Source organism: Streptomyces sp. NBC_01294, assembly GCF_035917235.1.
GTDB lineage: Bacteria > Actinomycetota > Actinomycetes > Streptomycetales > Streptomycetaceae > Streptomyces > Streptomyces caledonius.
Window position 1 is genome coordinate 2,610,671 of the sequence record NZ_CP108423.1, and the last position, 20,671, is coordinate 2,631,341.

Annotated in this window: 19 protein-coding genes; all 19 read right to left on the reverse strand. The window is 70.2% G+C overall.

The genetic code is table 11. From position 1 onward, the window contains the following. Positions 1-99: 99 nt before the first annotated feature. Entirely contained in the window at positions 100-915 is an 816-nt protein-coding gene (locus OG534_RS11475; RefSeq protein WP_326587986.1) for a F0F1 ATP synthase subunit delta, read from the reverse strand. After that, the gene (locus tag OG534_RS11480) at positions 912-1,445 is read right to left on the reverse strand and encodes a F0F1 ATP synthase subunit B (protein WP_045321207.1); all 534 of its coding nucleotides are present in this window, start codon (positions 1,443-1,445) and stop codon (positions 912-914) included. The genes OG534_RS11475 and OG534_RS11480 overlap by 4 nt, the downstream gene beginning before the upstream one ends. Before the next feature lie 50 nt (positions 1,446-1,495). After that, the gene (atpE, locus tag OG534_RS11485) at positions 1,496-1,726 is read right to left on the reverse strand and encodes an ATP synthase F0 subunit C (protein ID WP_031039373.1); all 231 of its coding nucleotides are present in this window, start codon (positions 1,724-1,726) and stop codon (positions 1,496-1,498) included. A 71-nt stretch (positions 1,727-1,797) separates the two neighbouring features. Beyond that, entirely contained in the window at positions 1,798-2,634 is an 837-nt protein-coding gene (atpB, locus tag OG534_RS11490; RefSeq protein ID WP_326593559.1) for a F0F1 ATP synthase subunit A, read from the reverse strand. A 211-nt stretch (positions 2,635-2,845) separates the two neighbouring features. Beyond that, positions 2,846-3,283: a hypothetical protein gene (locus OG534_RS11495; RefSeq protein ID WP_326587987.1), complete on the reverse strand. Its 438-nt coding sequence runs from the start codon at positions 3,281-3,283 to the stop codon at positions 2,846-2,848. Positions 3,284-3,557: 274 nt separating this feature from the next. Beyond that, complete coding sequence (locus tag OG534_RS11500; protein ID WP_326587988.1) at positions 3,558-4,892, reverse strand: MraY family glycosyltransferase; 1,335 nt, start codon at positions 4,890-4,892, stop codon at positions 3,558-3,560. Between the two features lie 116 nt (positions 4,893-5,008). Beyond that, positions 5,009-6,238, reverse strand: a complete 1,230-nt coding sequence (gene glyA, locus OG534_RS11505) for a serine hydroxymethyltransferase (RefSeq protein WP_326587989.1) — start codon at positions 6,236-6,238, stop codon at positions 5,009-5,011. Positions 6,239-6,454: 216 nt separating this feature from the next. Then, positions 6,455-7,111, reverse strand: coding sequence for an arsenate reductase/protein-tyrosine-phosphatase family protein (locus OG534_RS11510; RefSeq protein WP_326587990.1), 657 nt, complete (start codon positions 7,109-7,111; stop codon positions 6,455-6,457). Beyond that, on the reverse strand, positions 7,108-7,755 hold the full coding sequence (locus OG534_RS11515; RefSeq protein WP_326587991.1) for an L-threonylcarbamoyladenylate synthase: 648 nt from the start codon (positions 7,753-7,755) through the stop codon (positions 7,108-7,110). The genes OG534_RS11510 and OG534_RS11515 overlap by 4 nt, the downstream gene beginning before the upstream one ends. Positions 7,756-7,804: 49 nt before the next feature. After that, positions 7,805-8,650 carry a peptide chain release factor N(5)-glutamine methyltransferase gene (gene prmC / locus OG534_RS11520; RefSeq protein ID WP_326587992.1) on the reverse strand — a complete coding sequence of 282 codons (846 nt, stop codon included), beginning with the start codon at positions 8,648-8,650 and terminating at the stop codon, positions 7,805-7,807. A gap of 51 nt (positions 8,651-8,701) precedes the next feature. Next, positions 8,702-9,781 (reverse strand): peptide chain release factor 1, encoded by a 1,080-nt coding sequence (prfA, locus tag OG534_RS11525; RefSeq protein WP_326587993.1) that lies wholly within the window; start codon positions 9,779-9,781, stop codon positions 8,702-8,704. A 117-nt stretch (positions 9,782-9,898) separates the two neighbouring features. Further along, a complete protein-coding gene (gene rpmE, locus OG534_RS11530; RefSeq protein WP_030708126.1) occupies positions 9,899-10,117 on the reverse strand; it encodes a 50S ribosomal protein L31 in 219 nt (72 codons plus the stop codon). Positions 10,118-10,353: 236 nt separating this feature from the next. Then, positions 10,354-11,454: an LCP family protein gene (locus OG534_RS11535; protein WP_326587994.1), complete on the reverse strand. Its 1,101-nt coding sequence runs from the start codon at positions 11,452-11,454 to the stop codon at positions 10,354-10,356. A gap of 445 nt (positions 11,455-11,899) precedes the next feature. Then, positions 11,900-14,026 carry a transcription termination factor Rho gene (rho, locus tag OG534_RS11540; RefSeq protein ID WP_326587995.1) on the reverse strand — a complete coding sequence of 709 codons (2,127 nt, stop codon included), beginning with the start codon at positions 14,024-14,026 and terminating at the stop codon, positions 11,900-11,902. Between the two features lie 430 nt (positions 14,027-14,456). Continuing rightward, on the reverse strand, positions 14,457-15,383 hold the full coding sequence (thrB, locus tag OG534_RS11545) for a homoserine kinase (RefSeq protein ID WP_326587996.1): 927 nt from the start codon (positions 15,381-15,383) through the stop codon (positions 14,457-14,459). A gap of 362 nt (positions 15,384-15,745) precedes the next feature. Beyond that, entirely contained in the window at positions 15,746-16,816 is a 1,071-nt protein-coding gene (gene thrC / locus OG534_RS11550; RefSeq protein WP_326587997.1) for a threonine synthase, read from the reverse strand. A 7-nt stretch (positions 16,817-16,823) separates the two neighbouring features. Further along, a complete protein-coding gene (locus OG534_RS11555) occupies positions 16,824-18,128 on the reverse strand; it encodes a homoserine dehydrogenase (RefSeq protein WP_326587998.1) in 1,305 nt (434 codons plus the stop codon). Positions 18,129-18,251: 123 nt separating this feature from the next. Further along, positions 18,252-19,643, reverse strand: coding sequence for a diaminopimelate decarboxylase (gene lysA / locus OG534_RS11560; RefSeq protein WP_326587999.1), 1,392 nt, complete (start codon positions 19,641-19,643; stop codon positions 18,252-18,254). Positions 19,644-19,662: 19 nt separating this feature from the next. Further along, positions 19,663-20,613: an ArgS-related anticodon-binding protein NrtL gene (gene nrtL / locus OG534_RS11565; RefSeq protein WP_326588000.1), complete on the reverse strand. Its 951-nt coding sequence runs from the start codon at positions 20,611-20,613 to the stop codon at positions 19,663-19,665. Positions 20,614-20,671: the final 58 nt, after the last annotated feature.

Sequence of the window (20,671 nt, forward strand, 5' to 3'; positions counted from 1 at the left end):
AAGCTTCTTTGGGGTCTGGGGGCGACCCCCAGGAATCTTCTGCAAGTTCTGCACGGCCCAACCGGGCCGCTAGGAATGCGTTGTTCTTTTGGTGGCTGGTCAGCCGGCCATGCGGCGGGACGCCTCTTCGACGCGGTCCGCGATGGTGCCGTCGATGACCTCGTCGCCGACTCGCACCGAGATCCCGCCGAGGACCTCGGGGTCCACGTCGAGGTTCAGGTGCATCTGGCGGCCGTACAGCTTCGCCAGCACCGCGCCGAGACGCGCCTTCTGCACGTCGCTGAGCGGAACCGCGCTGGTCACGGTGGCGACCATGCGGTTGCGGCGCTCGGCGGCGAGCGTGGAAAGGGACTCGAGTCCCGCTTCCAGGCTACGTCCACGCGGAAGCGTGACGAGACGGACCACCAGGCGCTCGGTGACGGCGTTCGCCTTGCCGCCGAGCAGGCTGCGCAGCAGCTCGCTCTTGGCGGAGACGGTGGCCGCACGGTCGGTCAGCGCGGCACGCAGCTCGGTGCTCGAGGAGACGATCCGGCCGAAGCGGAAGATCTCGTCCTCGACGTTGTCGAGCGCGCCGCCCTGCTGGGCCGCCGTGAGGTCGGCGGTGGCCGCCAGCTCCTCCAGCGAGTCCACCAGGTCGCGGGACTGCGACCAGCGGGACCGCACCATGCCGGACACCAGGTCGAGGGTCTCCCCGCCGACCTGACCGCCGAGCAGCCGACCGGCCAGCTCGGCCTTGGCCTCGCCTGCCTGCGCCGGGTCCGTGATGACCCGACGCAGCGAGACCTCACGGTCGAGCAGCGCGGTGACGGCAGCCAGCTCACCGGCGAGCTTCGCCGCGTCGACGGACGTGTTGTCCGTCAGCGCGTCGAGACGCTCACGCGCGGAGGCCAGCGCCTCGCGGCTCGCTCCGTTCATCGGGCTGCCTCGGCCTTCTCCTCAAGCTCGCTGAGGAAACGGTCGATGGTGCGGCTCTGCCGGGCGTGGTCCTCAAGGGACTCGCCGACGAGCTTTCCGGCCAGGTCGGTGGCGAGCTTGCCCACGTCCTGGCGCAGCGCCTGGGAAGCGGCCTTGCGGTCGGCCGCGATCTGGGCGTGGCCGGCAGCGATGATCTCCTCACGCTGCCGCTGGCCCTCTGCGCGCAGTTCTTCCTTGAGCGCAGTGCCCTGCTCCAGCGCTTCCTGGCGCAGGCGCGCGGCCTCGTGCCGGGCTTCGGCGAGCTGGGCCTTGTACTGCTCCAGGACGCTCTGGGCCTCGGTCTGAGCGGCTTCCGCCTTCTCGATACCGCCCTCGATCGCCTCGCGGCGCTCTTCCAGAACCTTGTTGATGTTCGGGAGGAGCTTCTTCGCAAGGAAGCCGAAGACGATGACGAAGGCGATCAGACCGATGACGAGCTCGGGGAGCGGCGGGATGAGAGGACTCTGAATTTCCTCGGCCGCGAGAACCATGAGGTTCACATCAGTGCCTTTCGTCTAGTGGATGGTCGTGAATCCGAAGATCACACGCCGTAGACGAACGGCATAACCAGACCGATGAGCGCGAGCGCCTCACAGAAGGCGAAGCCGAGGATCTGGTTGGCGCGGATCAGGCCGGCAGCCTCGGGCTGACGGGCGAGAGCCTGGGTGCCGTTACCGAAGATGATGCCGACGCCGACACCGGGGCCGATGGCCGCGAGGCCGTAACCGATGGAGCCGAGGGAACCGGAGACGGCAGCAAGGGTCTGGGACATGCCAGTTCTTCCTTCTCTTTCACGGACCGGTGGGGGTTGGCCACCGGACGACTAAGGGTTCAGGGGGATGGTCAGTGGTGCTCTGCGACCGCGCCCTGAATGAAGCTGCAGGCCAGGAGCACGAAGACGTACGCCTGAACAGCCTGGATGAAGAGCTCGAAAGCCGTCATCACGAGGACCATGACGAACGAGACGCCCGCGTAGGCGATGCCGATCCCGTTCAGCAGGTACCAGCTGGCGATGGTGAAGAGCAGCAGCAGGGTGTGACCGGCGAACATGTTCGCGAACAGTCGGACCGCGTGGGTGAAGGGGCGGACCAGGACGTTCGAGAAGAACTCGATGACCATGACCATCGGCAGAACCGGGCCGAGCGACTTGTCGTAGCCCGTCAGGTTCTTGAAGCCCCCGACGAAGCCGTGACGCTTGAAGGTCACGCTCATCCAGATCACGTACACGATGGCCGCGAGGCCGGCCGGGTACGCGATGATCGCCGTCACCGGGAACTGGGCCAGCGGAATGATGGACCAGAGGTTCAGCATCCAGACGAAGAAGAACAGCGAGACCATCAGGGGGACGTACTTCTCGCCCTCCTTCTTGCCCAGCGTCTCGTACACGATGCCGCGGCGTACGAAGTCGTACCCGGCCTCGGCGACCATCTGGAGCTTGCCCGGGACAACCTTCGGCTTGCGGAAGGCCAGCCAGAAGAAGCCGACGATGACGACCGTGCCGAGCAAGGCCAGCAGCATCGTCTTGTTGAAGTAGGTGTTGCTGTCCGCGTTGCCGAAGATCGGCTCGAACAGGAACGAGTGCAGACCGGGAGCCGGGAAGCCACAACCGTCGAAGATGTGGCAGTCGGTCTCGAAGGCGAGCACCGTCGTCGGATCAGCACTCACCGCGGGCTCCTTCAGCGTGGCGCATAGGTACGGCAACCTCGTTGTGTCGGCGCGGCGCGCAGCCGCGGTTCGGCACTGGACTGGTGTTACGGATGGTGGGGCGGCAGTCAGGCATCGAGCCTCGCGATGGAACAGGCGTCAGCTTCAGATGCCCGCGCCCGCAGTGCCGCAGTTGGCACCGGACGATAGCAGGATCTCGAACGCCCACTTATCCCGGCCCTACCCTTCACGACTTCGGCCCAGGGTTTTCGGGCTTGTCGCCCTTCGTCGAGTCCGGCTCGACGTAAAGAATCTTGGCCTTCATGTGAGCACGGGTCTGCGCGGCGATCCACACGAGGGTGGTCGCCACGAGCGTGATCGCGAACGCCTTGGGGTGGAACAGGGTGGTGTTCTTGAACGCCGCGACAAACACGAAAAGCAACAGGATCTGGGCCGTGTAGAGCATGAGCCCCATGGCCTGGAAGAGATGCGGGAGTGATTTCGCCGTGCGCTGCAGAACGACGAATCCGATACCCATGAAAAGAATCACGATCAGCGTCGCGATGACGGCCCCGATCACACCCTTGCCGCCGACGACCAGCCCGCTGATCACGGCGGCGAGAGCGCCGACGGCAGCGGTGGGTACGGCGGCTTGAAGGAGGAGTCGGACGTCATCTGACCGCATGGCGGTTTGCTCCGCGTGGTGGTGGGGGCACTGGACTCGTACGGGACGAGCGTAAGCCCGGTCCGAGAGGGAACCTCGGGCCAAGGGACCGTCGCACTACGGTCCTTCGGCTCTGTCGCCGGGTTTAGTGAACGGTATCACAAACTATTTGATGAGAGCTTTACCTGCCGGATGTGCTGACTGTCACACATGAGAGGGACCCTGCGCGTGTGTGCGGGACAAGAGAGCGTCTTGTCTGCTAAAGGGCATCCTTGTCCGACATGCGACCCGGCGGTCAGCGGGTGGATTCAGCCTTACGCCGGTCGGGGAAGCGCGAACGGGGGCCCACGGCGGTCGCTCCGTTGACGCCGGAGACGCCCGCCGCGATGGGCCTGGCGGGCTTCGGCTCCGCGCCCGAGGCGTCCCGTGCGGCCGCCTCCGCGGCGGCCTCGGCGGCCCGTGCGGCGTGCCGGTAGCGCGGCGGGACCAGACCCTCCGCCCAGCGCGGGGTGCGCGGGGTGAAGCGCGGCAGGAGCAGCAGGACCAGGCCGACCGCGCTCAGCATGGCGATCGCCATCACGATCCACATCGTGGCGGAGTGCACCGAGTACGCCACCGTGCCGAAGGCGATCAGCCCCGACCAGAAGTACATGATCATGACCGCGCGGCTGTGCGAATGCCCGAGTTCCAGCAGCCGGTGGTGCAGGTGTCCGCGGTCGGCCGCGAAGGGCGACTGGCCCTTCCACGTACGCCGGACGATGGCCAGGACCAGGTCCGCCATCGGGATCGCGATGACCGTCAGGGGCAGGATCAGCGGGATGTAGGCGGGGAGCATCGCGTGGGTCGCGTTGCGCTCGCCACCCGCGAAGAGGGCCAGCGCGTCCGGGTCCACCTGACCGGTGAGGGAGATCGCGGAGGCGGCCAGCACCAGGCCGATGAGCATCGAGCCGGAGTCGCCCATGAAGATCCGGGCAGGGTGCATGTTGTGCGGCAGGAAGCCCAGGCACATGCCCATCAGGATCGCGGCGAAGAGGGTCGCGGGCGCGGCCGACTCGATGCCGTAGCCGAACCAGATCCGGTACGCGTAGAGGAAGAGCGCGGCGGCGGCGATGCAGACCATGCCGGCGGCGAGGCCGTCGAGGCCGTCCACGAAGTTCACCGCGTTGATGGTGATCACGACGAGGGCCACGGTGAGCAGGTTGCCCTGCCACTGGGTGAGCGGGACCGTGCCGATGCCCGGGACGGGGATCCACAGGATGGTCAGACCCTGCATGACCATCACGCCGGCGGAGATCATCTGAGCGCCGAGCTTGATCAGGGCGTCGAGCTCGAACTTGTCGTCGAGGACGCCGACCAGCCAGATCAGGGCCGCGCCGGAGAGCAGCGCGCGCGGTTCGTTCGACAGCTCGAAGACGCCGTTGAGGTTCCGCAGGTGGTCGGCGACCAGCAGTCCCGCGCACAGACCGCCGAACATGGCGATGCCGCCCAGCCGTGGCGTGGGCTCGCGGTGGACGTCGCGGGCACGGATCTCCGGCATGGCCCCGGCCGCGATCGCGAACTTCCGCACGGGCCCGGTCAGCAGGTAGGTCACCGCGACCGTGACGCAAAGCGTCAGCAGATATTCACGCACGGGCTGCCCCAGATGTATCGCCGGCCATCTCAGCCCCACACATTAGCTGCGATGTCCCCTCCTCCGAGGACGCGAGGGGACCGTATCCCGGTTGCAGTACGCCCTTCTTGTACCAGTTACTCCCTGTAAGGGGGAAATTCGAGTGTGAGCTCATTGACCTCCGTACGTGTCTTCGCGCCATCGCCCTGCAGCGCGGCGGCGAACAACGTCGCGATCCGGAGCATCTCCGCCTCCCCCATCCCCTGGGTGGTCACGGCGGCCGTGCCCAGCCGGACGCCCCGCTGATCCCCGTACGGGAGGGCGCAGGTGTCGAGCACGATCCCGGCGGCGGCCAGCCGGCCGCGGGCGGTCGGCCCGTCCATGCCCAGCGGGGCCGGGTCCGCGGTGAGCAGGTGCGTGTCGGTGCCGCCGGTGGTGATGGCGAACCCGCGCTCCTCGAGCGCGTCCGCCAGCACCCGGGCGTTGGCGACGACCCGGTGCGCGTACGTGGTGAAGGCCGGCCCGGCCGCCTCGCCGAAGGCCACGGCCTTGGCGGCGATGGTGTGCATCTGCGCCCCGCCCTGTGTGAAGGGGAACACGGCCCGGTCGATGCGCTCGGCGAACTCGGAGCCGCACAGGATCATCCCGCCGCGCGGCCCGCGCAGCACCTTGTGCGTGGTCGCGCAGACGATGTCGGCGTAGGGCACGGGGCTGGGCGCGGCCCCGCCGGCCACCAGCCCGATCGGGTGGGCGGCGTCGGCGATCAGGTAGGCCCCGACCTCGTCGGCGATCTCCCGGAAGGCCGAGTACTCGGGGTGGCGCGGGTAGGAGATGGACCCGCACACGATGGCCTTCGGCCGGTGCGCGCGGGCGAGGTCCTGCACCTGCTGGTAGTCGATGAGGCCCGTCTCGGCGTCGACCCCGTACCCGACGAAGTCGAACCATCGCCCGGAGAAGTTGGCGGGCGACCCGTGGGTGAGGTGCCCCCCGTACGAGAGCCCCATCGCCAGCACGGTGTCCCCGGGGCGCAGCAGCGCGGCGTACGCGGCGAGCACGGCGGAGGAGCCGGAATGCGGCTGCACGTTGGCGTGCTCGGCCCCGAACAGCACCTTGGCCCGCTCGACGGCCATCCGCTCGGCCAGGTCGGCGTATTCGCACCCGCCGTGGTGCCGGGCGCCGGGATACCCCTCGGCGTACTTGTTGGCGAGCGCGGAGCCGAGCGCGGCGAGTACGGCGGTCGAGGTGAAGTTCTCCGCAGCACTCAGCTGCAGCGTGCTGGCCTGCCGGTCCCGCTCCCCGGCGAGTACGTCGGCCATCTGCGGGTCCTGCCGGCGCAGCAGGTCCGTGGGCTGGGTGATGACGCTCATGGCGCGACTCCAGGGTGGTACCGGGTACCAGCCACTGTAGGCCGAGGCCACCCATCACGCCCGCTTTCACCCCGCCGACGCACATTCAGCCCCGCCGGGCCGAATCCAGCCCCGCCGGCGTTTGAGGCGCGGGTCCGGGCAGCGCCCGGGAAACGGAGAAAGGGCGGGGCGGGGAGAGAAGCCCCGCGCAGCGGAGCACACACGCACCCCGCAGGGTCAACGCGGCGCGGTCACACCCGTCAGGGCCGTCACCACGGGATCCAGCGCCTGGTTGATCTCGTCGCCGATCGACCGGAAGAAGGTGATCGGGGCCCCGTACGGGTCGTACACCTCGTCCGCGTCGGGCGACGGCGCCAGCAGCCACCCCCGCAGCGCGGCCGCGGCCCGCACCAGCGACCGCGCCCGCTCCACCATGCCGTCGTCCAGCGGCGGCAGCGTGGCCGGGTCTATGGCCCGCACCAGCCGGGTGAACTCCTTCAGCGTGAAGGTGCGCAGCCCCGCCGAATGACCCATCGAGATGACCTGCGCCCGGTGGTCACGGGTGGCGGTCAGGACGAGGTCGGCGCGTATGACGTGCTCGTCGAGGAGCTCCCGCCCGGTGAACCCGGAGGCGTCGGCCCCGAAGTCCGCCAGCACGGCGGCCGCGTTGGCCTCCATCGGGGCGCCCTCGTGGCCCCAGGTCCCCGCGCTCTCCACGATGAGGTCGCCGGTCACGATCCCGCCCAGCCGGTGCGACAGGGCGTGCCGCGTCAGCCGCTCGGTGATCGGCGAGCGGCACACGTTGCCGGTGCTGACGTGGAGTATGCGGAAAGTGTTTTCCTCGGCGCCCGCCGAGTGGTGCCACCCTGCTATGCCACGCCCCTCAGGGCTCACGGGGCCACCTCGAGGTCGGGTACGACCTCCCGCAGCTGCTCGGCGGTCAGCGCCCCCTCGCGCAGCAGGACGGGAACCTTGCCGGTGACGTCGACGATCGACGACGGCTGGATGCCGGGCGTCGGGCCGCCGTCCAGGTACACGGACACGGAGTCCCCGAGCATCTCGCGCGCCGCGTCGCAGTCCTCGGGCGCCGGGTGCCCGGACAGGTTGGCGGAGGACACGGCCATCGGGCCGACCTCGGTCAGCAGCTCGATGGCGACGGGGTGCAGGGGCATCCGCACGGCCACGGTGCCCTGGGTGTCCCCCAGGTCCCACGCCAGCGACGGCTGGTGCTTGGCGACCAGCGTCAGCGCGCCCGGCCAGAAGGCGTCGACGAGCTCCCAGGCCTGCTCGGAGAAGTCCGTGACGAGGCCGTGCAGGGTGTTCGGGGAGCCGATGAGCACCGGGGTGGGCATGCCGCGGCCCCGCCCCTTGGCGGCGAGCAGGTCGTGGACGGCCTCCGGGCTGAACGCGTCCGCGCCGATCCCGTACAGGGTGTCGGTGGGCAGCACGACGAGCTCGCCGCGGCGCACGGCGGATGCGGCTTCACGCAGACCCGTCTTACGGTCCGTCGCGTCGTTGCAGTCGTATCGCCGGGCCATCAGCGGGCCTCCTCGTGCAGCAGGGTGGTGGCGGGAATCGTCGCGCCGGTCACGGCAGTGCCTTGCGGGCCGTCGCGAAGCGCGGGCGGTTGTTGAGGTCCGGGTGGTCGGCCGCGTCGGCCCAGCCCCGTTCCTCGGCGAAGATCCACGGGACCTGGCCGCCCTGGGTGTCGGCGTGCTCGATGACGACGATGCCGCCGGGCCGCAGCAGCCGGTGGGCGGTGCGCTCGATACCGCGGATCGTGTCGAGGCCGTCCTCGCCGGAGAAGAGCGCCATCTCCGGGTCGTGGTCGCGGGCCTCGGGTGCGACGTACTCCCACTCGGTGAGCGGGATGTACGGCGGATTGGAGATGACCAGGTCGACCTGGCCGTCGAGCTCGGGCAGCGCGCTCAGGGCGTCGCCCTGGTGGACGGTGACCCGGGAGCCCTCGGCGTTCTTGCGGGTCCACCGCAGGGCTTCCTCGGACAGCTCGACCGCGTGCACGCGCGAGCGCGGCACCTCCTGCGCCATGGCCAGCGCGATGGCGCCGGAACCGGTGCACAGGTCCACGATCATCGGCTCGACCACGTCCATGGCCCGGACGGCGTGTATGGCCCAGTCCACGACCGACTCGGTCTCGGGCCGGGGTACGAAGACCCCGGGCCCGACCTGGAGCTCCAGGTACCGGAAGAAGGCGCGGCCGGTGATGTGCTGGAGCGGCTCGCGCGCCTCGCGGCGCGCGACGGCCTCCCAGTAGCGGGCGTCGAAGTCCGCGTCCTTGACGTGGTGCAGTTCCCCCCGCTTGACGCCGTGCACGAAGGCCGCGAGCTCCTCCGCGTCGAAGCGCGGTGAGGGCACGCCGGCGGCGGCCAGCCGCTGGGTGGCCTGGGCCACCTCGGCAAGCAGCAAGTTCACGCTGGTCCTCCGGGCTGCTGTCGTACGGGGGGGGTGAAGCAGGGATCAGGGTCAGTGCGCGGCCGCGAGCTTGGCCGCGGAGTCCGTGTCCACGCAGGCCTGGATGACCGGGTCGAGGTCACCGTCGAGCACTTGGTCCAAGTTGTACGCCTTGAAGCCGGTCCGGTGGTCCGAGATCCGGTTTTCCGGGTAGTTGTACGTCCGGATCTTCTCGGAGCGGTCCACGGAGCGCACCTGGCTGCGGCGCACGTCGGAGGCTTCCTGCTCGGCGGCCTCCTGGGCCGCGGCCAGCAGCCTCGAACGCAGGATGCGCATGGCCTGCTCCTTGTTCTGGAGCTGGCTCTTCTCGTTCTGGCAGGAGGCGACCACACCGGTCGGCAGGTGCGTGATGCGCACGGCCGAGTCGGTGGTGTTGACGGACTGGCCGCCGGGGCCGGACGAGCGGTACACGTCGATGCGGAGGTCGTTCATGTTGATCTCGACCTCGACCTCCTCGGCCTCCGGGGTGACGAGCACGCCGGCGGCGGAGGTGTGGATGCGGCCCTGGGACTCGGTGGCCGGAACCCGCTGGACGCGGTGCACGCCGCCCTCGTACTTCAGGCGGGCCCACACGCCCTGGCCGGGCTCGGTGGCGCCGTTGCCGCCCTTGGTGCGCACGGAGACCTGGACGTCCTTGTAGCCGCCGAGCTCGGACTCGGTGGCGTCGATGATCTCGGTCTTCCAGCCCACGCGCTCGGCGTAGCGCAGGTACATGCGCAGCAGGTCGCCGGCGAACAGCGCCGACTCGTCGCCGCCCGCGCCCGCCTTGACCTCGAGGAGCACGTCCTTGTCGTCGCTGGGGTCGCGCGGGACCAGCAGCAGGCGGAGCTTCTCGGTGAGCTCCTCGCGCTGCTGGGTCAGCTCCTTGGCCTCGGCTGCGAAGTCCGGGTCGACGGCCGCGAACTCCTTGGCCGTCTCGATGTCCTCGGCCGACTGCTTCCAGGCACGGAAGGTCGCCACGATCGGGGTCAGCTCCGCGTAGCGCTTGTTCAGCTTGCGCGCGTTGGCCTGATCCGAGTGGACCGAAGGGTCGGCGAGCCTCTTCTCGAGATCGGCGTGCTCGCCGATCAGTTCCTCGACCGCCTCGAACATCGGGGGCTCCTGTGGTGAAAGTACGAACGGGGTGGCTTGGCGAAACGACGACAAAGGCGCCGGTCCGGCCGCCCCCGAGTGGACAGGGAGCGGCCGCAGACCGGCGCCTGGGTCGCGCTACTTCTTGGCCGCACCCTTGCCGAAGCGCGCCTCGAAGCGGGCCACGCGGCCACCGGTGTCGAGGATCTTCTGCTTGCCCGTGTAGAACGGGTGGCACTCGGAGCAGACCTCGGCTCGGATGGAGCCCTCGGTCAGGGTGCTACGGGTGGTGAACGACGCGCCACAGGTGCAGCTGACCTGGGTCTCGACGTACTCGGGGTGAACATCGCGCTTCAAGGTGTCTCCTAGATTCGGGAGGGCGCCGGGTCGCAGGAGCCGAATTGCGCACTGCGTGAACCGGGGCCGACAGACCAGTCTGCCAGGACCGGGCTGCCTGTCAAAATTCTGAGGACGCCTCCCTCAACGGAGGGGGGCCCGCATCTATTCCGCGCCCCTGCGGAACCCGCCCGACAGCCACCCGGAACCATCCCGGAACCTGTCCGGGCAGGGGCTTCCAGGGGCTCCAAGGGGCTCTACTGGACGACCCCGCCGGCCGTGCTCTTGTCTCCGGTCGAGTGCTCGGTGGCCTCGGCGGGTATCGGCTGGTCCGCCAGCAGGGCGTCCCAGACCAGCTGCGACCCCTTCTTGAGCGGGGTGACGCGGTCCGGGTCGACGGCGTCGGTCGTCACCGGCAGGGTGATCATCTGCATGTCCTGGGCGTCGATGCCCTGGAGGCCCTGGGCGAAGCCCGCGAGGGACTTCACGTCACCGAGCGCCTTGTCGGTGGTGAGCGCCTTGGTGCCGGCGTCCGCGAGGTCGAGCAGCTTCTTGGGGTTGTCGAACAGGCCGACGCCCTTGACCTGCTTGATCAAGGCCTTGATGAAGGCCTGCTGCAGCTGTATTCGGCCGAGGTCGCCGCCGTCCCCGACGCCGTGGCGGGTACGGACGAGGCCGAGGGCCTGCTCACCGTTCAGCTGGTTGGGACCGGCCGGGAGGTCCAGATGGCTGTACGCGTCCTTGATCGGCTTGGTGGTGGTCACGTGGACCCCGCCGAGGGTGTCGATGATCTTCTTGAAGCCGGTGAAGTCGACCTCGATGTAGTGGTCCATGCGGATCCCCGACATCTTCTCGACGGTCTTGACCGCGCAAGCGGCCCCGCCGATCGTGTAGGCCTCGTTGAACTGCTTGCGGGTGCCACCGGGGTCCGTCTTCCCCTTGCCGGTGGGGCACTCGGGACGGGCCGTCATGGTGTCGCGCGGTATCGACACCACACTGGCCTTCTCGTGGCCGTCGTACAGGTGGACGATCATCGCGGTGTCGGAGCGGGCGGAGCCGCCGTCGTCCCGGCCGTACTCGCCGTTGGCGCCGCCGCGGGAGTCGGAGCCGAGGACGAGGATGTCCATCGAGCCGTTGTCGACGTTCTGCGGGCGGTCGGTGCCGAGGGCCTGGTCGATGTCGACGGTCTTCAGGTTGCCGTTGAACTTGACGTAGAAGTAGCCGAGGCCCGCGCCCCCCAGCAGGACCACTCCGGCAGCGCTCCAGGCGGCGATGACGACGGCCCTGCGCCGCTTCGCCGATTTGCGTCGGCGCCGGCCCGCGACACGCGGGCCGCTGCCCCTGCTGTCCTCGGTCATGCGCTCCTCGGTCCTGAGTCGGGTCCCCTGATCCGTTCCGGCCCGACGTCCACCCCGCGGGTCCTCTGACACAGACGGACGAACGTGCCGGAGGGTTCCACACCCACAGGAACCGCCCGGATCGCCACAGTCGCGGCACCGGCCGGGGCACCCTGCGCGGCCCGCCTCCACCTGCGGGTTCCCCATACGGACGGAGCTACGCGCCGGCGTCGACCGGGGGCGGGAGTGTGGCGAAGCTCGCACGGGGCCCACGCAGCCGTACGGGCCCCCGTACGGCCGCGTGGACGGCGGCACGGGCACAGGAGGACCCGGGGAGACCAGGGGCACGGACGCACGGGGGCACAGGCGCACGCGGGCACAGGCGCACGCCGACGCCCTCTCAGACGCACGGCAGCCCCCGCCGCGGGTGCGACGGGGGCTGCCGTGGTGATGCCGTGGTCCGACCTCAGTCGTCGTTCTTGCCCGACGGGGTCGTCTTCGCGATCTGCATCAGGAACTCGGCGTTCGACTTCGTCTGCTTCATCTTGTCGAGCAGCAGCTCGATCGCCTGCTGCGAGTCGAGCGCGTGCAGCACCCGGCGCAGCTTCCAGACGATGGCGAGCTCCTCCGCGTTGAGGAGGATCTCCTCCTTGCGGGTGCCCGACGGGTCGACGTCGACGGCCGGGAAGATGCGCTTGTCGGCGAGCTTCCGGTCGAGCTTGAGCTCCATGTTGCCGGTGCCCTTGAACTCCTCGAAGATCACCTCGTCCATGCGCGAGCCGGTGTCGACCAGCGCGGTGGCCAGGATGGTCAGCGAGCCGCCGTCCTCGATGTTGCGCGCGGCACCGAAGAAGCGCTTCGGCGGGTACAGCGCGGTCGAGTCGACACCACCGGACAGGATGCGGCCGGAGGCGGGGGCCGAGAGGTTGTACGCGCGGCCCAGACGGGTGATGGAGTCCAGCAGGACGACCACGTCGTGACCCAGCTCGACGAGACGCTTGGCGCGCTCGATGGCCAGCTCGGCGACGGTGGTGTGGTCCTCGGCCGGGCGGTCGAAGGTCGAGGAGATGACCTCGCCCTTGACCGACCGCTGCATGTCGGTGACCTCTTCCGGACGCTCGTCGACCAGGACGACCATCAGGTGGCACTCGGGGTTGTTGACGGTGATCGCGTTGGCGATCGCCTGCATGATCATGGTCTTGCCGGTCTTCGGCGGGGCCACGATCAGGCCTCGCTGGCCCTTGCCGATCGGCGACACGAGGTCGATGATGCGGGTCGTCAGCACGCCCGGGTCGGTCTCCAGGCGGAGCCGGTCCTGCGGGTAGAGCGGGGTCAGCTTCTGGAACTCCGGTCGGCCGCGGCCCGATTCGGGCGCCATGCCGTTCACCGAGTCCAGACGCACAAGGGCGTTGAACTTCTCGCGGCGCTCGCCGTCCTTGGGCTGGCGCACGGCACCGGTGGTGTGGTCGCCCTTGCGCAGCCCGGCCTTGCGGACCTGGGCGAGGGAGACGTACACGTCGTTGGGGCCGGGCAGGTAGCCCGAGGTCCGGATGAACGCGTAGTTGTCGAGGATGTCGAGGATGCCCGCGACGGGGATCAGGACGTCGTCGTCGGCGACCTGCGGCTCGGCCGGCGCGAACTCGTCGCGGCCACGACGGCCACGGCGGTCGCGGTAGCGGCCACGGCGGCCACGGCGGCCGTCCTCACCGTCGAAGTCGTCCTGGGGACCGGTGTCCTGGCGGTCCTGACGGCCCTGCTGACCCTGGCCCTGGCCCTGGCCCTGGCCCTGGCCCTGGCCGCGACCGCCCTGCTGCTGGCGGTCGGCGCGGTCCTGACGGCCGCCGCCCTGGCCACCCTGCGCACCCTGGCCGGGAGCCTGGCCACCCTGGCCCTGGCCGCCCTGGCCCTGGTCGTCGGCCTTGGCGCCGCGGTCGCGGCGGTCGCGCTGTCGGTCGCCGCGCTCGGCGCGGTCACCGCGGTCACCGCGGTCGCGGCGATCGCGACGGCCGCGGCCCTCGCCGTCCTGGCCCTGCGCCTGGCCGGCGGAGACCGCGGTGGCGGCTTCGGCCTTGGCCTCGGAGGGCGCGGTGGCGGCGGGTACGGTCTCGGTCTTCTGCTCGACCTGCACGGCGACGGGGGCCGAGGTCTCCGGGCTGCCGGAGGGGGCCGTGGCCCGACGGCGGCGGCGCTCGCCGACCGGGGCGTCGTCGCTGGCCGGCTGGCCCGGGATCTCGATCTGCGCCTGCGCGGCAGGCTTCTCGGCGGGCGCCTCTGCGGCGGCCTCACCCGTGCGGGCCTTGCTGGTGGCACGGCGCTTCGGCTTGGCCTCGGCGGTGTCAGCGGCGGCGGAGGCCGCGGCCTTGGGGGCGCTGCTGCCCGCCTGCGCCTCCTTGATGACCTCGATCAGCTGGCTCTTGCGCATGCGCGCAGTGCCCCTGATCCCGAGGCCCGACGCGACCTGCTGCAGCTCGGCCAGGACCATGCCGTCAAGGCCGGTGCCGGTGCGTCGACGCTTGGGGGCGGCGCCCGCGGCGGGGGCACTGGTGTCGACAGAGGTGTCGGCAGCGCCCATCAGATCGGTGGTGTCGCTCACGAAGGGTCCTTCCCTGGAGCGGACGTCGGCCTGTCTGGCTCGGCGACCGGTTGTGCTGTCCGACAACAGTCCTAGGTGTGGACCGTGCCGGGGCGGTGGTCCGCCGATAGATACGGCGGAGAGAAACGTGCATGGGTGGTTCCGGCGAGAAGCCCCCGAGCTGAAAGCGTGGGAATGTCACGCCGATTCCGGAGCGTGCTCATAACTGCTGGAAGTGATCAAAGCAGTCGGGGAGGCTCCCGGAAGAAATGTGGTCCCGAATGGGGACACTGAGCACCGAGCCATGGCGGCTTCCGATGCGCACTTGAGACTAACACTACCGGATCCAATAGTTATTCCCCCTCTCAATCACCGGCAATCGCACCCTTCCGCGCGGGCGGCCTGCCCTGGCCGCCCGCCCCGTGGCCGGCTGTGCATCCGAAGCGGCGGACTAGCCGCCCTGGGTGCCCAGCGGAAGGACGCTCGCGCCCGCGGCGTCGAGTGCGAGCCGGTTGGCCGCCCACCCCTCGCCCGCGAGCTGCGCGACCTTGTCGGCCGCGTCGTTGTCGACCAGCGCAAGGACCGTCGGGCCCGCGCCGGAGATGACCGCGGGGATGCCGTCCGCCCGCAGCCGGTTGACGAGTGCCACGCTCTCGGGCATCGCCGGGGACCGGTACTCCTGGTGGAGCCGGTCTTCGGTCGCCGGCAGCAGGAACTCGGGACGCCTGGTCAGGGCTTCCACGAGCAGGCCCGCACGGCCCGCGTTGACGGCCGCGTCCACGTGCGGGACGCTGCGCGGCAGCAGGCCGCGCGCGGTCTCCGTCAGGACCGGCCTGGACGGTACGAAGACCACCGGAACGATGGATTCGGCAGGCTCCATCCGGATGGCCTTGGCGCTGCCCCCGTCCATCCAGGCGAGGGTGAAGCCGCCGAGCAGACAGGCGGCGACGTTGTCGGGGTGGCCCTCGATCTCGGTGGCGAGCTCCAGCAGCGCCGCGTCGTCGAGCCGGGCCTCGCCGCCTATGGTCACGGCGCGGGCGGCGACGATGCCGGCGCAGATGGCGGCGGAGGAGGACCCGAGGCCGCGGCCGTGCGGGATGCGGTTGGCGCAGACGACCTCGAGGCCGCGCGGCTGTCCGCCGAGCAGGTCGAAGGCGGTGCGCATGGAGCGTACGAGCAGGTGGCTCTCGTCCCGCGGGAGGGTGTCGGCGCCCTCACCCGCGATGTCGATGTTCAGGCCGGAGTCGGCCACCCGGACGACTACGTCGTCGTAGAGCCCCAGGGCCAGGCCGAGGGCATCGAAGCCCGGGCCGAGGTTGGCACTGCTGGCGGGGACGCGCACCCGTACGGCGGCGGCGCGGAACGCTGGACCGGCCATCGTCCGATGACACTCCTTGTGACTGTGCGAGATCTTTGCTCTTCGCTGGCTCGCTGCGAATGTACTGGAGAACGTACGACACCCGAAGGCCCTCGGGGCAGCACCGCAGTCATATGCGCGGTGGCGGATGTAAGTACAGCGTATCGAAGGAAGGTTCTCTCGCGACATAGGGCGCACAGGAGGCGCACGATGCGTGTCGCGGGCTTCGACCGACTTCGACCGACTTCAGCCGCATTTTTGTGGCCGTACGGGGCGAGTTGCCGGGTTCCGGAGGTCTCGGGAAGACCTCGGGAGGCCTTCAGGATCCCTCCGGAACCCGGCTCGCGCAGGTGGTGCGGTGGTCAGACCGGAACGAGGCGGTGTCAGACCAGGCCGAGGCGGATGGCCGCGGCTTCGGCGTCCACCGGAACGGTGACCGGCTGCGGTGCGCCGGCGATCGCCCAGTCGGGGTCCTTCAGGCCGTTGCCGGTGACGGTGCACACGATCGTCTGGCCCGGGTCGACCAGGCCCAGCTCGGCGGCCTTGAGCAGACCGGCCACGGACGCGGCCGAGGCGGGCTCGACGAAGACGCCCTCCTGAGCGGCCAACAGCCGGTAGGCGGCGAGGATCTGGCGGTCCGTCACCTCGTCGATGAAGCCGCCCGACTCGTCGCGTGCGGCCAGCGCGTAGTCCCAGGAGGCCGGGTTGCCGATCCGGATCGCCGTGGCGATGGTGTGCGGCTCCTTGACGACCTCGCCGCGCACGATGGGCGCGGAGCCGGAGGCCTGGAAACCCCACACGCGGGGCGTACGGGAGGCCAGGCCGTCGGCCTTGTACTCCTTGAAGCCCCTCCAGTACGCGGTGATGTTGCCGGCGTTGCCGACGGGCAGCACGTGGATGTCGGGTGCGTCGCCGAGCGCGTCGACGATCTCGAACGCGGCCGTCTTCTGGCCCTCGATGCGCACCGGATTGACCGAATTGACCAGCGCCACCGGGTAGTTGTCGGAGAGCGCGCGAGCCAGGTTCAGGCAGTCGTCGAAGTTGCCGTCCACCTGCAGGATCTTGGCGCCGTGCACGAGGGCCTGGCCCATCTTGCCGAGGGCGATCTTGCCGCGGGGCACCAGCACCGCGCAGACCATCCCGGCGCGCACCGCGTACGCGGCGGCGGAGGCCGAAGTGTTGCCGGTGGAGGCGCAGATGACCGCCTTCGCGCCCTCCTCCTTGGCCCTGGTGATCGCCATGGTCATGCCGCGGTCCTTGAAGGACCCGGTGGGGTTGGCCCCCTCGACCTTGAGGTGCACCTCGCAGCCGGTGCGCTCGGAGAGCACCTGCGCGGGGACGAGGGGAGTGCCGCCCTCGCGGAGCGTGACCACGGGAGTGGAGTCCGTCACCGGCAGGCGGTCCCGGTACTCCTCGATGATGCCGCGCCACTGGTGGGTGCGATTGCTGCTCATGGGTCCTTTACTCCCCTTCAACACGCATGATGCTGGCGACACCGTGGACGGTGTCCAGCTTCCGCAGCGCCTCGACGGTCCCGGAGAGGGCGGCGTCGGGTGCGCGGTGAGTGACGACGACGAGGGAGGCCTCTTTGCCGACCCCGTCAGGACGTCCTTGCTGCCTTACGGTGTCGATCGAGACCCCGTGCTCCGCGAAGGTCGTCGCCACCTGGGCGAGGACGCCCGGCTTGTCGGCCACATCAAGGCTGATGTGGTAGCGGGTGACGACGTCGCCCATGGGGCTGACCGGCAGCTGGGTGTACGCCGACTCACCGGGCCCCGTTGACTCGGCGAGCTTGTTGCGGGCGACGGCGACGAGGTCGCCGAGGACCGCGGACGCGGTCGGAGCGCCGCCCGCGCCGGGCCCGTAGAACATGAGCCGCCCGGCGGCCTCCGCCTCGACGAAGACGGCGTTGTACGCCTCGCGGACGGAGGAGAGCGGGTGGCTGAGCGGGATCATCGCCGGGTGCACGCGGGCGGTGACGGACTCGCCGTCCGCGGCGCGCTCCAGGATGGCGAGGAGCTTGATGGTGCAGCCCATCCGCTTGGCGGAGGCGAAGTCGGCGGCGCTGACCTCGGTCATGCCCTCGCGGTACACGTCGTCCAGGCGGACGCGGGTGTGGAAGGCGATGCCGGCCAGGATCGCGGCCTTGGCGGCGGCGTCGTAGCCCTCGACGTCGGCGGTCGGGTCGGCCTCGGCGTACCCGAGGGCGGTGGCCTCGTCGAGCGCCTCCTGGTACCCGGCGCCGGTGGAGTCCATCTTGTCGAGGATGAAGTTCGTCGTGCCGTTGACGATGCCCATCACCCGGTTGATCTTGTCGCCCGCGAGGGACTCGCGCATCGGGCGGACCAGCGGGATGGCGCCGGCGACGGCGGCCTCGTAGTAGAGGTCCAGCCCGTGCTGCTCGGCGGCGGCGTGCAGCGCGGCGCCGTCCTGGGCGAGCAGCGCCTTGTTCGCGGAGACGACGGAGATGCCGTTCTCGAAGGCGGTGGTGATGAGGGCGCGGGCCGGCTCGATGCCGCCGATGACCTCGATGGCGATGTCGATGTCGCCGCGTTTGAGCAGGGCGGTCGCATCAGTGGTGATCAGGGCCGGGTCGATGCCCTCGCGCACCTTGGAGGGGCGGCGCACGGCCACGCCGGCGAGCTCGACGGGCGCGCCGATCCTCTGCGTGAGGTCGTCGGCGTGCGTCGTCATGATGCGAGCCACTTCTGAGCCGACCACTCCACAGCCCAGCAGCGCCACCTTCAGCGGACGCGTACGCATCATTCGACCTACGCCTTTCGATCTTCCATCGTTACCCGCCGCGCGGTTTGCACGCCGGGTGGAACCAGTCTCACTCAATGGACAGCACTTTCCATCCTCGGTCCATTGAGTGAGACACCTATTTCATCATCCGACGTCGAGGCGCAGGAGATCTTCCTCCGTCTCGCGGCGGACGATCACTCGGGCCTGTCCGTCACGCACGGCGACGACGGGCGGGCGGAGCGCGTGGTTGTAGTTGCTGGCCATGGAACGGCAGTACGCGCCGGTGGCGGGGACGGCGAGCAGGTCGCCGGGCGCCAGGTCGGCGGGCAGGAACGCGTCCTTCACGACGATGTCACCGCTCTCGCAGTGCTTGCCGACGACGCGCACGAGCATGGGCTCGGCGTCGGACGTGCGGGAGACGAGCGCGATGGAGTACTCGGCGTCGTACAGGGCCGTCCGGATGTTGTCGGACATCCCGCCGTCCACGCTCACGTAGGTCCGCAGGCCCTCCAGCGGCTTGATCGTCCCCACCTCGTACAGCGTGAACGCCGTCGGGCCGACGATGGCGCGGCCGGGCTCGACGGAGATCCGGGGGGCGCGCAGCCCGGCGCCCTCGCACTCCCGGGCCACGATCTCGGTGAGCGCCTTGGCGATCTCGTGCGGCTCGCGGGGGTCGTCGTTCGAGGTGTAGGCGATGCCGAGGCCGCCGCCGAGGTCGATCTCGGGCAGCTCGACGCCGTGCTCGTCGCGCACGGCGGCCAGCAGCCGCACGACGCGCTTGGCGGAGACCTCGAAGCCGGCCATGTCGAAGATCTGCGAGCCGATGTGGGAGTGGACGCCGAGCAGCTCCAGCGAGTCGTGCCCGAGCGCGCGCCGCACGGCCTCGGCGGCGGACCCGTCCGCGACGGCGATCCCGAACTTCTGGTCCTCGTGGGCGGTGGCGATGAACTCGTGGGTGTGCGCCTCCACCCCGACCGTCACGCGGATCTGGACGGGCTGGCGCACGCCCAGCTCACGGGCGATGTGCGCGACGCGGGCGATCTCCTGGAACGAGTCGAGCACGATGCGCCCGACCCCGGCCTCGATGGCCCTGCGGATCTCGCCTTCGGACTTGTTGTTGCCGTGGAATGCGATCCGGTCGGCGGGCATCCCGGCGGCGAGGGCGGTACCCAGCTCCCCGCCGGAGCACACGTCGACGTTCAGCCCCTCTTCCTTCAGCCACTTCACGACGGCCTTGGAGAGGAACGCCTTCCCGGCGTAGAAGACATCGGCGTCCTTGCCGAAGGCGTGCGCCCAGGCCCGGCACCGCGCCCGGAAGTCCTCTTCGTCCAGGAAGTACGCGGGCGTTCCGAACTCCTCGGCGAGCCTGGTGACTTCGATGCCGCCCACGCTCACGACGCCCTCACTGTCGCGCGTGACGGTCCGGGCCCAGACCTTCTCGTCCAGGACGTTCAGGTCGGCTGCCGGCGGGGAGTAGTGCCCCTCGGGCAGGACGTCGGCGTGGCGGGGTCCGGCGGGGTGCGCGGAACGGCTCATCGGTATCTCTCTTTGCAGGTCACAGGCGTGTCGGTGCGTCTATGCCGAGCAGGGACAGGCCGCCGGCCAGCACCGTCCCGGCGGCTTCGGCAAGAGCCAGCCGGGCACGGTGGGCGGCCGAGGGTTTCTCGTCCCCCTGGGGCAGTACGCGGTACTGGAAGTCGAGGAGCGCGTCGGCGAGCTCCACGAGATGCCGGACGAGCCGCTCGGGCGCACGGTGGTGCGCGGCGGCTTCGAGAACGAGGGGGTGGTCGGCGAGGACCCGCAGCAGCGCGGGCGCGTCGACCTCGCCCGCTTCCGGGTGAAAGCCCAGCCGCGCGGCATTGCGTACGAGGGCGCAGGCGCGGTCATGGGCGTACCGCACCCGGAAGAACTCACTGGCCTCGCCCTGCAGGAGCAGGGTGTCGGGGAACACGGGGGTCTCGCGCGCGGGGACGGTGAGCACGGCCCAGGCCGCGGCACCGGCCCCGTAGCGCGCCACGACGTCACCGTCCCGCTGGGCGACGGGCGCGATGTTCTGGATGTACGGGAGGGAGGGAAGCCCCTGAACGGCCTCGATCCGCGCAACGGCCTGCCGCACGAGGCGCGCGCGCAGCTCGCCGGACACCGCGACGTCGGCGGCGAGGCCGCGGAGCGGGTAGCGGCCGGCCCGCACGGCACAAACAATCTGCACAGCAGATGCGGGGTCCAACACAAAATTCAAAAACCCGGCGCCGGTGATCTCGACGCGCTCGATCCCGGGCTCGCCGGCCAGTCGGCGGGCCAGCACGTCGGCGACCTCGGCCGGGCGCCGTCCGGCACTCTTCGCGATCTGGAAGGCGACGGGGGTGGCGTACTCCCCCACGCCACCGGGCCGCGTCCGCTCGACGACGACACGCTGCGGCACGGCCCCTTCCCCTGACAGTTCCCCGTCCTCGACGGCGCAGCGCACGGCGCGTACGACGCAACGGGAGAGGTCTGCGGGGGTCACGGGACCAGCCTAGGGGAGACCCCCCGCCATCACGCGAAGGGTTTCGCCATGTGAACAG